At 69.3% G+C, this 15,036-nt stretch carries 11 protein-coding genes; 6 read left to right on the forward strand and 5 right to left on the reverse strand.

Translation table 11 applies throughout. The annotated features are described in order from the left end of the window. Nucleotides 1–14 precede the first annotated feature (14 nt). Nucleotides 15–701, forward strand: coding sequence for a DUF2461 domain-containing protein (locus R2APBS1_RS10445; protein ID WP_007508185.1), 687 nt, complete (start codon nucleotides 15–17; stop codon nucleotides 699–701). On the opposite strand, the gene R2APBS1_RS10450 is transcribed toward R2APBS1_RS10445, so the two are convergent. After that, the gene (locus tag R2APBS1_RS10450) at nucleotides 698–2,020 is read right to left on the reverse strand and encodes an MFS transporter (protein ID WP_015447927.1); all 1,323 of its coding nucleotides are present in this window, start codon (nucleotides 2,018–2,020) and stop codon (nucleotides 698–700) included. The genes R2APBS1_RS10445 and R2APBS1_RS10450 overlap by 4 nt on opposite strands. Before the next feature lie 267 nt (nucleotides 2,021–2,287). On the opposite strand from R2APBS1_RS10450, the gene aqpZ reads away from it, so the two are divergent. Continuing rightward, nucleotides 2,288–3,019, forward strand: a complete 732-nt coding sequence (gene aqpZ / locus R2APBS1_RS10455) for an aquaporin Z (RefSeq protein ID WP_015447928.1) — start codon at nucleotides 2,288–2,290, stop codon at nucleotides 3,017–3,019. 91 nt (nucleotides 3,020–3,110) lie between these two features. Here the strand turns inward: aqpZ and epmA are convergent, their stop codons facing one another. Genes epmA through rnk form a run of 3 tightly spaced genes read right to left on the reverse strand, consistent with a single transcriptional unit; the run spans nucleotide 3,111 to nucleotide 6,955 of the window. Beyond that, nucleotides 3,111–4,067 carry an EF-P lysine aminoacylase EpmA gene (epmA, locus tag R2APBS1_RS10460; protein ID WP_015447929.1) on the reverse strand — a complete coding sequence of 319 codons (957 nt, stop codon included), beginning with the start codon at nucleotides 4,065–4,067 and terminating at the stop codon, nucleotides 3,111–3,113. Continuing rightward, a complete protein-coding gene (ligA, locus tag R2APBS1_RS10465) occupies nucleotides 4,067–6,493 on the reverse strand; it encodes an NAD-dependent DNA ligase LigA (RefSeq protein WP_015447930.1) in 2,427 nt (808 codons plus the stop codon). Before ligA ends, epmA begins: the two co-directional genes overlap by 1 nt. Before the next feature lie 54 nt (nucleotides 6,494–6,547). After that, nucleotides 6,548–6,955, reverse strand: coding sequence for a nucleoside diphosphate kinase regulator (rnk, locus tag R2APBS1_RS10470; protein ID WP_007508176.1), 408 nt, complete (start codon nucleotides 6,953–6,955; stop codon nucleotides 6,548–6,550). A gap of 175 nt (nucleotides 6,956–7,130) precedes the next feature. Here rnk and R2APBS1_RS10475 point away from each other — a divergent pair, with 175 nt between their 5' ends. From R2APBS1_RS10475 to R2APBS1_RS10490, 4 genes are all read left to right on the forward strand, one after another. After that, nucleotides 7,131–8,609: an MFS transporter gene (locus R2APBS1_RS10475; RefSeq protein WP_015447931.1), complete on the forward strand. Its 1,479-nt coding sequence runs from the start codon at nucleotides 7,131–7,133 to the stop codon at nucleotides 8,607–8,609. Nucleotides 8,610–8,664: 55 nt separating this feature from the next. Continuing rightward, on the forward strand, nucleotides 8,665–9,870 hold the full coding sequence (locus tag R2APBS1_RS10480) for a cation:proton antiporter (RefSeq protein WP_015447932.1): 1,206 nt from the start codon (nucleotides 8,665–8,667) through the stop codon (nucleotides 9,868–9,870). A 77-nt stretch (nucleotides 9,871–9,947) separates the two neighbouring features. After that, nucleotides 9,948–11,363, forward strand: a complete 1,416-nt coding sequence (locus R2APBS1_RS10485; protein WP_015447933.1) for a bifunctional enoyl-CoA hydratase/phosphate acetyltransferase — start codon at nucleotides 9,948–9,950, stop codon at nucleotides 11,361–11,363. Continuing rightward, a complete protein-coding gene (locus R2APBS1_RS10490; RefSeq protein WP_015447934.1) occupies nucleotides 11,360–12,553 on the forward strand; it encodes an acetate/propionate family kinase in 1,194 nt (397 codons plus the stop codon). The genes R2APBS1_RS10485 and R2APBS1_RS10490 overlap by 4 nt, the downstream gene beginning before the upstream one ends. Before the next feature lie 2 nt (nucleotides 12,554–12,555). Here the strand turns inward: R2APBS1_RS10490 and R2APBS1_RS10495 are convergent, their stop codons facing one another. Continuing rightward, nucleotides 12,556–14,958: a phosphoketolase family protein gene (locus R2APBS1_RS10495; RefSeq protein ID WP_015447935.1), complete on the reverse strand. Its 2,403-nt coding sequence runs from the start codon at nucleotides 14,956–14,958 to the stop codon at nucleotides 12,556–12,558. Nucleotides 14,959–15,036: the final 78 nt, after the last annotated feature.

Raw genomic sequence — 15,036 nt, forward strand, 5'->3', positions numbered from 1 at the left:
CCTCCAGACCCGCCATGCCCCAGAGCTACTTCACCCCGGCCACCTTCCGCTTCCTGCGCGCCGTCGAACGCAACAACAACCGCGAATGGTTCCACGCGCACAAGGACGATTACGAGCGCCACGTGCGCGAGCCGTTCCTGCGCCTGATCGCCGACCTGCAGGCGCCGCTGGCGCAGATCAGCGCGCACTACCGCGCCGACCCGCGCAAGAACGGCGGCTCGCTGTACCGCATCTACCGCGACACGCGCTACTCCAACAACAAGCTGCCGTACAAGTCGTGGCAGGGTTCGCGCTTCTTCCACCAGCGCCGGCACGAGATCCAGGCGCCGGGGTTCTACCTGCACATCGAGCCCGGCGAGTGCTTCGCCGGCGGCGGCATGTGGCACCCCGAACCCGATGCGCTGAAGCACATCCGCGAGTTTCTGGTCGACAACCCCGCCGCGTGGAAGCGCGCCACCCGGGGCAACGCGTTCCGCGAACACCTGCAGCTGGGTGGCGAATCGCTGGTGCGTCCGCCGCGCGGCTACGACCCCGCGCACGAGTTGATCGCGGACCTCAAGCGCAAGGACTTCATCGCCACCACCGCGCTCAGCGAGGCGCTGGCCTGCTCGAACGAACTGCTGCCGTGGACGGTCGCCACGTTCAAGCAGGTCGCGCCACTGGTCGACTACCTGTGCGCGGCGCAGGAACTGGAGTTCTAGGCGGGAACCGCCGCGCGCCGTGCGGACAGCAGCCAGGCCGCCACGGCGATACCGATCACGGCGGTGAACGCCACGTAGTGCGCCGGTGCGAGCACGCCGAACCGCCTCATCAGCAGGCCGATCAGCGGTGGCGTCAATCCGCCGAACAACGCATAGGCGACGTTGTACGAGAACGACAGGCCGGAAAAACGCACCGCCGGCGGAAACGCCACCACCATCAGCGCAGGCACCACGCCGACCACGCCCACGGCAAACCCCGCCAGCGCGTACAGCGCGACGAAATGCGCGGCACCGGCCTGCAGGTCGAAATACAACGCGTAGCCGCACACCAGCAAGCCGATCGCGCCGGCCAGCAGCGCCCGCGCGTAGCCGAGGCGGTCGGCCAGCCAGCCGTAGAAGAGACAGCCCAGCGCCAGCGCGAACGAGGCCACGCTGTTGCCGAGGAACGCGCGCGCCGGCACGACATGGAACGCCGACTGCCCCAGCGTCGGCGTCATCAGGATCAGCACCACGATCGCGGCGGTGAGCATCCAGGTCACCAGCATCGACAGCAGCACGCCGGGCAGATGCCGTTCGAACACCCGCCGCAGCGGCAGCCCCGAGGCCAGCTCCTTGCGCGCATGCATCGTCTCGAACACCGGCGTCTCGCTGAGCCAGCGGCGCAGCCACACCGCGAAGAAGCCGAATACGCCGCCGGCCAGGAACGGCAGCCGCCAGCCGTGGTCGAGCACCTCGGCCGGAGTCATCCGGCTGTTGATTGCCGCGGCCACCAGCGAACCGATCAGGATGCCCACGGTGAGGCCCGAGGTAAGACTGGCGCAGGCAAAACCGATCCGCTTCGGCGGCACGTGCTCGGCCACGAACACCCACGCGCCCGGTACTTCACCGCCCACCGCGAGGCCCTGCACCACCCGCAGCAACAGCAACAGCAGCGGCGCCAGCATGCCGACCTGCGCGTACACCGGCAGCAGGCCGATACCCAGCGTCGGCAGCGCCATCAGGAACACGCTGAGCGTGAACATCCGCTTGCGCCCGCGCTTGTCGCCGTAGTGCGCCATCACGATGCCGCCCAGCGGCCGCGCCAGGTAGCCTGCCGCGAAAATGCCGAACACCTGCAGCTGGGCCAGCCACGGCGCGGTGTCTGGCGGAAAGAACAGATGGCTCAGCGGGATCGCGAAGAACACGAACACCACGAAGTCGTAGAACTCCAGCGCACCGCCCAGCGCGGCCAGCAGCAGGGTGCGCGCGTCGCGGCGACCCAGCGGGCGCGCCGCCGCGCCGGTCACATCCACTGCCGTCAATGCCGTGGCTTCGTTCATGGCGGGGATTGCGCCTCGCTGCGGAAAGGGTTCGGCAACATAGCGCAGCGCGCATCACTTCGCGACGACATTCGCAACCCCATGCTTCACCCTGCCCAGCGGGATGCCGGGCTGCACGGGCGCGCCGGCCAGCCTGCACGCGCCGCCCGGCAATGTCTTCACGGGGAGGGGAAACGTCGTTCGACCCCGGCCCGCGGCCGGCGATCCGGCATGTGCCGCCCTGCTGCGGCGCACGAGTCCATTCACGCCATCGGGGAGGAGCCTTCGATGAATCTGGGCAAACGCATGGCCGCCGAATGCTTCGGCACGTTCTGGTTGGTGCTTGGAGGCTGCGGCAGCGCCGTGCTGGCCGCGGGATTCCCCGAGCTGGGCATCGGCTTCGCCGGCGTGGCGCTGGCCTTCGGCCTCACCCTGCTGACGATGTGCTACGCGATCGGCCACATCTCCGGCTGCCACATCAACCCGGCGGTGACCTGCGGCCTCGCCGCCGGCGGCCGCTTCCCGCTGAAGGAAGTGCTCCCGTACATCGTGGCGCAGGTGGTCGGCGGCCTGGTGGCCGGCGCGGTGCTGTACGCCATCGCCTCCGGCAAGCCGGGCTTCGACGCCGCCGCCGGCGGCTTTGCCTCGAACGGCTACGGCGCGCACTCGCCGGGCGGCTATGCAATGGGTGCGGCCATGGTGTGCGAGATCGTGATGACCGGCTTCTTTCTCTTCATCATCATGGGCGCCACCCACCGGAGCGCGCCGGTGGGCTTCGCCGGCATCGCGATCGGCCTCGCGCTGACTCTGATCCACCTGATCAGCATCCCGGTCACCAACACTTCGGTGAACCCGGCGCGCTCGACCGCCGTGGCCCTGTTCCAGGGCGGTTGGGCGGTGGAGCAGCTGTGGTTTTTCTGGGTGATGCCGATCGTCGGCGGCATCCTGGGTGGACTGATCTACCGCTGCCTGTGGAGCGACCGGCCTGCGCGGCCCGAGATCAAGGGCGACCGGGCCTGAGCATCGGCGCCACGCGATCCCGGAGCGCCGCCGGCCTGCGCTTCGCAAGGCTCGAACGGAGCATGCCTCGCGGCGGTGGCTGCCGACAGGCTCAAGCCTCGGCGAACGGAAACGCCAGCACGTCGGCGATCGCATCGGTGTCGGCCAGGCACATCAGCAGGCGCTCCACGCCCAGCGCCACGCCGGCGCAGTCGGGCAGCGCGTCGAGCACGCCGAGCAGGTTTTCGTCGAGCGGGATCTCGCGCAGGCTGCGTTCGCGCCGCCGCGCATTGTCGCGCTCGAAACGCGCACGCTGCTCGGCCGCGTCGTTCAACTCATAGTAGCCGTTGGCCAGCTCGTAACGGCCCAGGTACAGCTCGAAACGCTCGGCCAGCGGCGGCTCGCCGGGGCGGATCCTGGCCAGCGCGCACTGGCTGGCCGGATAGTCGTGGATCACCGTGATGCGGTCGCGCGGAAACGCCGGCTGCAGCTTGTGCGTGATCAGCAGGTCCAGCCAGTCGTCGTGGCCGAGGCCCGCCGGATCGACGCCGAACTCGGCCAGCGGCGCATGCAGCTGATCGATGGCGGCATGCACCGGGTCGATGCCCAGCTCGTCCAGGAACAACTGCCGGTAGCTCGTCACCACCAGCTCGGCGCGCCGCCCGACCATCGCCAGCGCGGCCTCGACCAGGGCGACGGTTTCCTGCATCAGCCGGCGATGGTCCCAGCCGACCCGGTACCACTCCAGCATGGTGAACTCGGGGTTGTGCCGACCGCCTGCCTCGCCATTGCGGAACACCCGACCCAGCTCGTAGCAGTCGCCGATGCCGGCGGCCAGCAGCCGCTTCAGCGGATACTCCGGCGAGGTGCGCAGCCAGCGCTCGCGTGCGCCGGCGTCGACGTGACCGCTGAACGTGGTGCTGAAGCTCTCGATGTTCGGCTCGGTATTGCCGGCCGCGGAAAGCACCGGCGTCTCCACTTCCAGCACCTGGCGTTCGGCGAAATACGCACGGATCAGTGCGTACAGCTGCGCACGCAACCGCAGCGCGGCGAAGGATCCGATGCCCATCAGCCGGCCTCGTGCTTGCCCAGCAGCGCCAGCAGCTGCGCCTCGTCCCACACCGGCACGCCCAGCTCCTGCGCCTTGTCCAGCTTGGAGCCGGTGGCTTCGCCGGCGATCACCGCGCTGGTCTTCTTCGACACCGAGCCGGACACCTTGGCGCCCAGCGCTTCGAGCCGGTCCTTCGCTTCGTCGCGACTGAGCGAGGCCAGCGTGCCGGTGAGCACGAAGGTCTGCCCTTCCAGCGGCGCCGTCGCCGCTTTCGCCGTGTGCGGGATGGCGGCAAGCAGGCGCTGCATCGCCGCCTCGGCCTCGCGCAGCGCGGCCAGCGCGGCCGGGTCGGCCAGATGATGTTCCAGGCTGGTCGCCGCCGTCTGCGGCACGCCGGCAGTGATCCAGTGCGCCGATCCGCCGGCCAGCAACTGGTCGAGCGTGGAGAAGTGTTGCGCCAGCAGCGCGCAGCTCTTGGGGCCGAGCTTGTTGATGTTGGCCATGCCCAGCAATACGCCGAAGTCCAGCCGCGCACGCAGCTGCGGCGACGGCGCACCCTCGTCGCTGAACGTGATGCCGGCTTCGAGCAGCGCGTCGACCACCTGCTCGTTGCCCGCCTGCGCGAAGAAACCGGCGATCGAGGTGGCCACTTCGCTGCCGATGTCCGGCAGCACGCGCAGCACCGCCGCCGGCGTGCTGCGCACGAACTCCAGCCGGCCCAGCCACGCGGCCAGCGTCTTCGCCGTGCTTTCGCCGATGTGCATGATGCCCAGCGCAAACAGGAAGCGCGCCAGCGTGGTGCGCTTGCTGGCCTCGATCCCGGCCACCAGGTTTTCCGCCCACTTGGTCGCCACCTTGCCGGCCTTGACAGTCTCCGGCGTGGTGCCGTCACGCTCGTCGATGCGCCGCTTCATCTCGACGAAATCGTCCACGCCCAGGCCGTACAGGTCGGCTGGCGAATGCACGATGTCCAGTTCCACCAGCGCCTCGGCGAAGCGCTCGCCCAGGCCTTCGATATCCATCGCGCGGCGCGAGGCGAAGTGGATCAGCGCCTCCTTGCGCTGCGCCGCACAGATCAGCCCGCCGGAGCAGCGCCACGCCGCGGCGCCCTCCTCGCGCAGCAGTTCGGAGCCGCATACCGGGCAGTGCGCAGGCATGTGCCAGGGGCGCGTATGCGGCGGCCGCAGTTCGGGCATCACGCGCACCACTTCCGGGATCACGTCGCCGGCGCGACGCACGATCACCGTGTCGCCCACGCGCACATCCAGCCGCGCGACCTGGTCGGCGTTGTGCAGCGTGGCGTTGGTGACGGTGACGCCGGCCACCTGCACCGGCGCCAGCCGTGCCACCGGCGTGGCCGCGCCGGTGCGGCCGATCTGGATCTCGATCGCCTCGACCGTGGTGATCTGCTCCTGCGCCGGGAACTTGTGCGCGATCGCCCAGCGCGGCGCACGGGAGACGAAGCCCATCTCGCGCTGGCCGGCGTAGTCGTCCAGCTTGTAGACCACGCCGTCGATGTCGTACGGCAGGCTGTCGCGCTTGGCACCGATGCGGCGGTAGTAGGCGATCAGGCCGTCGAAGCCGCGCGCCGTGTCCACCTCCGGCGACACCGGAAAGCCCCACTCGCGCAGCTGCCGCAGCGTGGCCGAATGGGTCGGCGGCAGCTCGCCGCCCTCGACCGCACCGATCGCATAGGCGAAGAAACTCAGCCGCCGCTTCGCGGTGACCGCCGGGTCGAGCTGGCGCAGCGAACCGGCTGCGCCGTTGCGCGGGTTCGCCAGCGGCTTCTCGCCATGCTTGCGGGCGTATGCGTTGAACGCCTCGAAATCCTTGTGCAGCATGATCACTTCGCCGCGCACTTCCAGCACGTCGGGCCAGCCCGTGCTGCGCAGGCGCAGCGATTCATCCTGATTTTTCCCATTGCGCAAGCGCAATGGGATCGCCCGCACCGTGCGCAGGTTCGCGGTCACGTCCTCGCCGGTCTCGCCGTCGCCGCGGGTGGCGCCCTGCACGAACACGCCGTGCTCGTAGCGCAGGCTGATCGCCAGGCCGTCGAGCTTGGGCTCGACCGAAAATACCGGCTCGCGCCGCTTCAGCGTCTGCTCGATGCGGCGTTCGAATTCGGCCACTTCGCGGAAGCGTTCGCGATCCGACTCGCCGTCCTGCTCGAACGCATTGCCCAGCGACAGCATTGGGATCGCGTGGCGGACCTCGGCGAAACCGCCCTGCGCGCGCGCGCCGACCTTGCGGGTCGGCGAATCGGGCGAGGCCAGCGCGGGATGCTCGGCCTCCAGTGCCTCGAGTTCGCGCATCAGCCGGTCGTACTCGGCGTCGGTGATCTCCGGGTCGTCGAGCACGTGGTAGCGGTAGTTGGCCTGCTCGATCTGCGCCCGCAGCGCGGCGGCGTGGGCGACAGTCTCGGCCGGGGCCAGGCGTTCGGTCATGCGGGTCTCCTTCGGATCTCCCCGCAGTTTAACGACACCGGCGCGCGCTGCGGATCAGCGGTGGAAGTGCCCCGCCGCTTCCGGCTGGTAGGCGATCTCCAGCACCTTCAGCCGGCGCTTGCGGCCGTCCGGCGTGGGCCAGTCGATCTGCTGGCCCTGCGCCAGGCCGAGCAGCGCGCTGCCCACCGGCGCCAGGATCGACACCGTGCCGGGCGTCCCGGCAGCCGCCGGATACACCAGGGTCAGGGTCAGCTTCTCGCGGTTGCTCTCGTCCTCGAAGGTGACGGTGGAGTTCATCGTCACGATGTGCTCCGGCATGGCCGCCGGCTCGACCACGTCGGCGCGATCAAGCTCCGCGCGCAGCGCATCGAGCCTGTCGGCCTCGGCGGCCGGCAGGCGTTCCAGCAACGCTTCGATGCGTTCCATGTCGATGCGGGAAACAGTGATCGGTGGCTTGCTCATGGCTTTTCCTGATACTCGCGGCTCCTGCCGCACAAAAGCACACGCCGGAACGAAGGCCGCCCCGGCGCGTGTGGTTGTTGATGGCCTCGATGCCTATCTGGGCATGACTGGCAGATGAAACAAGGCCCACTGTGCGTATACCGCCGGCGAAAAGCAAGCTGTCACAGCAGTTACCATGCCGCGGATGGTTCCCCATACCGCCGCGGATCCCCACGCAGTCGCCCCCGACGCCGGCATGCCGGCGACGGAAGCGGCCGATTCGCGCGAGATGTCCACGCGCGAGCGCTTCCGCGGGCTGCTGTGGCTGGTGGCCGCCGCATTCTTCATGCAGGCGCTGGATTCCACCGTAGTCAATACCGCGGTGCCGGCGATGGCCGAGGCACTGGCGGTGACCCCGCTGGGCATGCGCACCGCGCTGACCAGCTACGTGCTGACCCTGGCGATCCTGATCCCGGCCAGCCCGTGGCTGTGCGACCGCTTCGGCACGCGGCGGGTATTCGGCGCGGCGATCGTGGTGTTCGGCCTGGGCTCGCTGCTGTGCGGCATGGCGCAGACGCTGCCGCAACTGGTCGCCGCGCGTGTGGTGCAAGGCATCGGCGGCGCCGCGCTGATGCCGGTGGGCCGCTACGTGCTGGTGCGCAGCATCGACAGGCGCGAGTTCGTGCGGGCGATGAGCACGGTGGCCACGTTCGGCCTGCTCGGCTCGGTGCTGGGGCCGCTGCTGGGCGGCGCCATCGTCGAGTTCACTTCGTGGCGGCTGATCTTCCTGATCAATGTGCCGGTGGCGATCGCCGGCGTGTGGATGAACAAACGCGACATGCCCGACTACCGGCTCGATCGCGCGAACCGCTTCGACCTGTCCGGCTTCCTGTTGTTCGCTGCCGCCTCGGCCCTGCTGCTCACCGCCTCGGAGCTGGCTGGCAGCGCGCCGGTGCCATGGCTGCGGATGGGCCTGTACGCGCTGGTTGCCGTGCTGCTGGGCACGATCTACGTGTGGCACAGCCGGCGCACCCCGTATCCGGTGGCGGACCTGCAGCTGCTGCGAGTGCGCAGCGTGTGGGTGTCGCTGGCCGGCGGGCTGTTCACCCGGCTCGGCATTTCCGGCATGTTCCTGCTGCTGGTGCTGTTCCTGCAGGTCGGTTGCGGCTGGTCGCCGCTGATGGCCGGCCTGATGATGGTGCCGCAGGCGCTCGGTTCGATCATCGCGAAGTGGGCGGTCAACCGCGCCCTGGTGCACTACGGCTACCGCCGCCTGCTGCTGGGCAACACGCTGATCGTGGCCGCGCTGCTGGCCGCGTTCGCCCTGCTCGGCCCGGGCTCGCCGCTGTGGGTGATCGCGTTGCTGACGTTCGCCTACGGCGCCTTCGCCGGCCTGCAATACACCACCATGAACACGCTGATCTACACCGACCTCGACATCAAGCACGCCTCGATGGCCTCGTCGATGGCCTCGACCGTGCAATACCTCGCGATGAGCTTCGGCATCGCACTGTCCACCTTGCTGATGGAAGCAATGCTGCAAGGCCACGCCCATGAAGATTACGTGGTGGCATTCCGCTGGACGATGATCATGCTGGCGGCGATCACCGCGGTGGCCAGCCGCGTGTTCAGCCGGCTGCGGCGCGATCATCACCCACTATCCGGCGCTGCATGACGCGGGAGGCTGCATGTAGCATGCAGTCTTTGTCGAAGTTCCGGGCACGCGTCGCATGCACCACGCCAGCGAGATCCTGTTCACCCTGTTCGTCGTGTTCGTCGCCGCCCAGATCGGCGGCGAGATCGCACAGCGGCTGAAGCTGCCCGGCGTGGTCGGCGAGATCACCGCCGGCTGCGCGATCGGCCCGTCCCTACTGGGCTGGATCACCCCGGAGCAGATCGCCACCGGCACCCCGCTCGACGTGCTGGCCGAGATCGGCGTGATCCTGCTGCTGTTCGCGGTGGGCCTGGAAACGCGGTTGGAAGACCTGAAGAAGGTCGGCAAGGTGGCGTTCGTGGTCGGCGTGGTCGGCGTGCTGGTGCCGTTCGGCATGGGCAGCGTGTGGGCCCACGGCAACGGCTTCGACTGGGACCGCTCGCTGTTCGTCGCGGCGGCCTTCGTGGCCACCTCGGCCGGCATCACCGCGCGCGTGCTGCAGGAGCTGAGCGCGCTGCAGCGCATCGAGAGCAAGGTGATCCTGGGCGCCGCGGTGATCGACGACATCCTCGCCATGCTGCTGCTCGGCGTGGTGGTGTCGCTGCAGGGCGGCGGCAGCATCGACGCCACGCACCTGCTGGTGGTGCTGGCCGGCGCGGTCGGCTTCATCGCGGTGATCGGCTGGGGCGGTGCGCGGGTGATGCGCTGGAACTCCGCCTGGCTGGACAAGCCGCTGGGCCCGCATTCGCCGCTGATGATCGTGCTGGCGCTGTGCCTGGGGCTGGCCTGGCTGTCCACCCGCTTCGGCCTGGCCGCGATCATCGGCGCGTTCTTGGCCGGCATGATCGCCTCGGAAACCCGCCAGCAGCACACCCTGGAAAAACAGACCCAGCCATTGCTGGCCCTGCTCACCCCGTTCTTCTTCGTGGTCACCGGCAGCAAGGTCGACCTGCACGAACTGGCCAGCGCCGAGGCACTGTGGATGCTGGCCGTGGTCACCGCGATCGCGATCGTCTCCAAGTTCATCGGCGGCTGGCTGGGCTCGCTGTCGCTGGGCCGGCGCAGCGCCACCATCATCGGCTTCGGCATGGTACCGCGCGGCGAAGTCGGCATCGTGGTCGCCACCCTGGGTCTCGCCGCCGGCGTGTTCGACAACCGCATCTACGCCATCATCGTGGCGATGTCGCTGCTCACCGCGATGGTGACGCCGCCGGTCCTGGCCTGGCTGCTGAAGCGCAAGACCGGCGGCAAGCAGATCGAGGTACCCGACGTGCGCGGCTGAATGCCACTTCGACGCACCGGGGCCGGCGGCGCTACGCTGTCCGCACCGGCGCCGCCGGCACCGACCGGAACCCAAGCATGGACGAGACCACGCCCGACACCGCCGCGCCGCTGATCCGCAACCGCACGTTCGACGAGATCGCCGTCGGCGACAGCGCGACGATCGAGCGCTCGCTGAGCGCCGAGGACGTGCAACTGCTGGCGACCCTCTACGGCGACAGCGATCCGCAGCGGCTGGACCCGGCGTTCGTCGCCTCGCCCGGCTTCCACGGCGTGATCGGCCACGGCATGTGGGGCGCGGCGCTGATCTCCGCCGTGCTGGGCACGCGCCTGCCCGGCGCCGGTACCGCCTGCCTGGAGCAGGCGCTGCGTTTCCACGCGCCGGTGCGCATCGGCGACACGCTGGCGGTGCAGGTGCAGGCGATCGCGCGGGACGCGGCGACCAGGCGCATCCGCTTCGCCTGTCGCTGCACGAACCAGCACGGCGTGCTGGCGATCGACGGCACGGTCGACGTGACCGCACCGGACGAGCGCATCGAATACGCCCGCACCCGCCTGCCGGAAGTGCGCCTGCCCGACGCCGACGGCCGGCCACTGGCCGCCCGCGCCCTGTCGCTGGGCCCGATCCGGGTGGCCGTGGTGCATCCCTGCGACGAAACCAGCCTCGCCGCCGCGCTGGATGCGCATGCGGCCGGCCTGATCGAACCGGTGCTGGTGGCGCCGCAGGCAAGACTCGCGGAAGTGGCGCGCAAGGCCGGGCTTGATCTTTCCGGCATCACCATCGAGGACGTGCCGCACAGCCACGCCGCCGCCGCGAAAGCGGTCGAACTCGCCGCCGGTGGCCGCGTCGACGCGCTGATGAAGGGCAGCCTGCACACCGACGAACTGATGGCGGCGGTAGTGACCTCCGCCGCCGGCCTGCGCACGGCGCGGCGCATCTCGCATTGCTACCTGATGCACAGCCCGGCGTACCCGCGGCCGTTCATCATCACCGACGGGGCGATCAACATCGCACCGACGCTGGAGGAGAAGGCCGACATCGTGTGCAACGCGATCGACCTGGCGCACATCGTGGGCGTGGCCCTGCCGCGCGTGGCGATCCTCGCCGCGGTGGAGACCGTCAACCCGCGCATGCAGACCACGCTCGATGCCGCCGCGCTGTGCAAGATGGCCGACCGCGGCCAGATCGCCGGCGCCGTGCTGGACGGGCCGCTGGCGTTCGACAACGCGATTTCCGTCGCCGCCGCGCGGATCAAGGGCATTGTCTCGGACGTGGCCGGCCTGGCCGACATCCTGCTGGTGCCCGACCTGGAAAGCGGCAACATGCTGGCGAAGCAGCTGGAATACCTGGGCGGCGCAACCAGCGCGGCGGTGGTGATGGGCGCGCGCGTGCCGATCGTGCTGACCAGCCGCGCCGACTCGCGCGAATCGCGCATCGCCTCGTGCGCGCTCGCCTCACTGGTGGCCCACCATTACCGGCTCAGCCCGCCATGAACGACCGCGGCGGCAACTCGCTGATCCTGGTGCTGAACTGCGGCTCGTCCAGCATCAAGTTCGCGCTGTTCGACGCGGACGCGACGCCGCTGGCGCGCACGCCCGCCTGGGGCGGCAAGGTCGAGGGCATCACCGGCGATGCCCCGGTATTCAGCGAAAGCGGCGCGGCGGCCGAGATGCTGGCGCTGGGCTGCGAGCACCCCTACCATGCCGCGCTGACTTATCTGCGCCAGCGCATCGTGGCGCGGTTGCAGGGCCGCCGCATCGTGGCGATCGCGCACCGCGTGGTGCACGGCGGCAGCAAATATTTCGAACCGGTGCGGGTCGATGCCGCGGTGCTGGCCGACCTGAAAAGCCTTATCCCGCTGGCGCCGCTGCACCAGCCGTTCGCGCTGGAAGCGATCGGCGCGCTGCTGGACGAACTGCCGCGACTGCCGCAGGTGGCCTGTTTCGACACCGCCTTCCACCAGAGCATGCCGACCGTCGAGAAGATGCTGCCGCTGCCGCGCTCGGCCTGGGACCAGGGCCTGCGTCGCTACGGTTTCCACGGCCTGTCCTACGCGTACCAGGCGCAGGTGCTGGGCGAGCGCTACGGCGACGCCGCACGCGGCCGCACCATCGTGGCGCACCTGGGCAGCGGCGCCAGCCTGTGCGCGATGCGCAACCTGCAAAGCGTCGCCACCACGATGGGCTTCTCGGCGCTGGACGGGCTGATGATGGGCACGCGCTGCGGTGCGCTGGATCCCGGCGCGGTGATCTACCTGATGGAGATCCGCAAGTTGTCGCTCGAACGCGTGGGCCGCATGCTGTACCACGAGTCCGGCCTGCTCGGCGTCTCCGGAGTTTCCGCCGATCCGCGCGAGCTGCTGCCGCGCGAAGGCGAGTTGCCGGTGCAGCAGGCGCTGGCCCTGTACGTGCGCAGCATTGTGCGCGAAGTGGGCGCGCTGACGGCCACGCTGGACGGGCTGGACATGCTGGTCTTCACCGCCGGCATCGGCGAGCACCAGGCGGTGATCCGCGAACGCGTGTGCGCCGGCCTGGGTTTTCTCGGCGTGGCGATCGACCCGACCGCGAATGCCGCCCATGCGCCGGTCATCTCCAGCGCATCCAGCCGGGTGAAGGTGGTGGTGGAAGCGGCCAACGAGGAGTGGGTGGCCGCGACGGCTGCGGCGACGCTCACCCGCCACTGACGCTAGGCCAGCATGCCGGCCTCCGGCGCGTCCCACACCCAGTTCCGGATTTCCGGCAGATCCTCGCCGTTCTCGTCGATGTACTGCTTGTGCTCGATCAGCTTGTCCAGCAGCTTCTGCTTGAGGTAGATGCCGCGCTCGCCCGCCTGCGGCACGCGGTTGACCACGTCGATCACCAGGTGGAAGCGGTCCAGCGCGTTCAGCACGGTCATGTCGAACGCGGTGGTGATGGTGCCCTCCTCCTTGTAACCGTGCACGTGCAGGTTGTCGTGATTGGTGCGCCGGTAGGTCAACCGGTGGATCAGGGTCGGGTAGCCGTGGAACGCAAAGATCACCGGCTTGTCGCGGGTGAACAGCTGGTCGAAATCGTCGTCGTCCAGGCCGTGCGGATGTTCGCTGGGCGACTGCAGCTTCATCAGGTCGACCACGTTGACCACGCGCACTTTCAGCTCCGGCAGGTAGCGGCGCAATACCGACACCGCCGCCAGCGTCTCCAGCGTGGGCACGTCGCCGGCGCAGGCCATCACCACGTCGGGCTCGCCGTGCTGGTCGTTGCTGGCCCACGGCCAGATGCCGATGCCCTGGCTGCAGTGCCGCTGCGCCGCGTCCATCGCCAGCCATTGCGGCGCCGGATGCTTGCCGGCGACCACCACGTTGACGTAGTGCCGGCTGCGCAGGCAGTGATCGATCACCGACAGCAGGCAGTTCGCGTCCGGCGGCAGGTATACCCGCACGATGCTGGCCTTCTTGTTGACCACGTGGTCGATGAAGCCGGGGTCCTGATGGGTGAAGCCGTTGTGGTCCTGCCGCCACACGTGCGAAGCCAGCAGGTAGTTCAGCGAGGCGAGCGGGCGCCGCCATGGGATCGCCGCGGTCATCTTCAGCCACTTGGCGTGCTGGTTGAACATCGAGTCGACGATGTGGATGAACGCCTCGTAGCAGTTGAACAGGCCGTGCCGCCCGGTCAGCAGATAGCCTTCCAGCCAGCCTTCGCACTGGTGCTCGCTGAGCATCTCGACCACCCGGCCGTGCGCCGCGAGGAATTCGTCGTTCGGCTTCAGCGCGGCCTGCCACTGGCGGTTGGTAGCCTCGAACACCGCGCCGAGGCCGTTCGACACCGTCTCGTCCGGGCCGAACACGCGGAAGTTGCGCGACGACTCGTTCAGGCGGATCACGTCGCGCAGGAACGGCGCCAGCACGCGCGTGTCGCCGCTGCCGCGCACGCCGGGCTGCGGCACCGCGAGCGCGTAGTCGCGGAAGTCCGGCAGGCGCAGGTCGCGCAGCAGCAGGCCGCCGTTGCTGTGCGGGTTCGCGCTCATCCGACGTGTGCCGGCGGGCGCCAGCGCGGCGAGTTCCGGCCGCAGCCGGCCGTGCGCATCGAACAACTCGTCCGGCCGGTAGCTGCGCAGCCACGCTTCGAGCTGCTGCAGGTGCTCCGGCGGGCTGCTGGCGGAGATCGACAGCGGCACCTGGTGCGCGCGGAAGCTGCCCTCGTTCGGCTTGCCGTCCACCAGCTTCGGCCCGGTCCAGCCCTTGGGCGAATCGAGCACGATCATCGGCCAGCGCGGCCGCGTGGCGACACCCTGCTCGCGTGCGCCGCGCTGGATCTGCCGGATCTGCGCCACCACCGCGTCCAGCGTCGCCGCCATCGCCTGGTGCATCGCCGCCGGTTCGCTGCCCGACACGATGTACGGCGTCCAGCCGTAGCCACGCAGCAACTGCTCCAGCTCGTCATGGCCGATCCGCGCCAGCACGGTGGGGTTGGCGATCTTGTAGCCGTTCAGGTGCAGGATCGGCAGCACCGCGCCATCGCCTACTGGGTCGAGGAACTTGTTTGAATGCCAGGCCGTGGCCAGCGGCCCGGTTTCCGCCTCGCCGTCGCCGACCACGCAGGCGGCGATCAGCCCGGGGTTGTCGAACACCGCGCCGAACGCGTGGCTTAGCGAGTAGCCGAGTTCGCCGCCCTCGTGCAGCGAACCGGGACATTCCGGCGAGGCGTGGCTGGGGATGCCACCGGGAAACGAGAACTGCTTGAACAGCCGCTGCAGCCCCACCTCGTCCTGGCTGATGTCCGGGTAGACCTCGCTGTAGGTGCCGTCCAGGTACGCGTTTGCCACCACCACGGGACCGCCATGGCCGGGACCGGAGAGGTAGATCATGTCCAGGTCGTACTGCCGGATCGCCCGGTTCAGGTGCGCGTAGATGAAGTTCTGCCCCGGCGTGGTGCCCCAGTGGCCCAGCAGCATGTGCTTGACGTGGGCCAGCGTCAGCGGCTCCTTCAGCAGCGGATTGGCGCGCAGGTAGATCTGCCCGACCGAGAGGTAGTTGGCGGCGCGCCACCAGGCATCAATGCCGCGCAACTGATCGGGGTCGAGCGGCTGGTGGGCGAAGGCATCGGTAGTCATGATCGGGCAGCCCCGTGAATGCGAAGATACGGCTCGGTGCACTATGTACACCGCGGCTTGTGAAATTCGCTGCGACAC

The organism is Rhodanobacter denitrificans, assembly GCF_000230695.2.
In the GTDB taxonomy this organism is placed as follows: Bacteria; Pseudomonadota; Gammaproteobacteria; order Xanthomonadales; family Rhodanobacteraceae; genus Rhodanobacter; species Rhodanobacter denitrificans.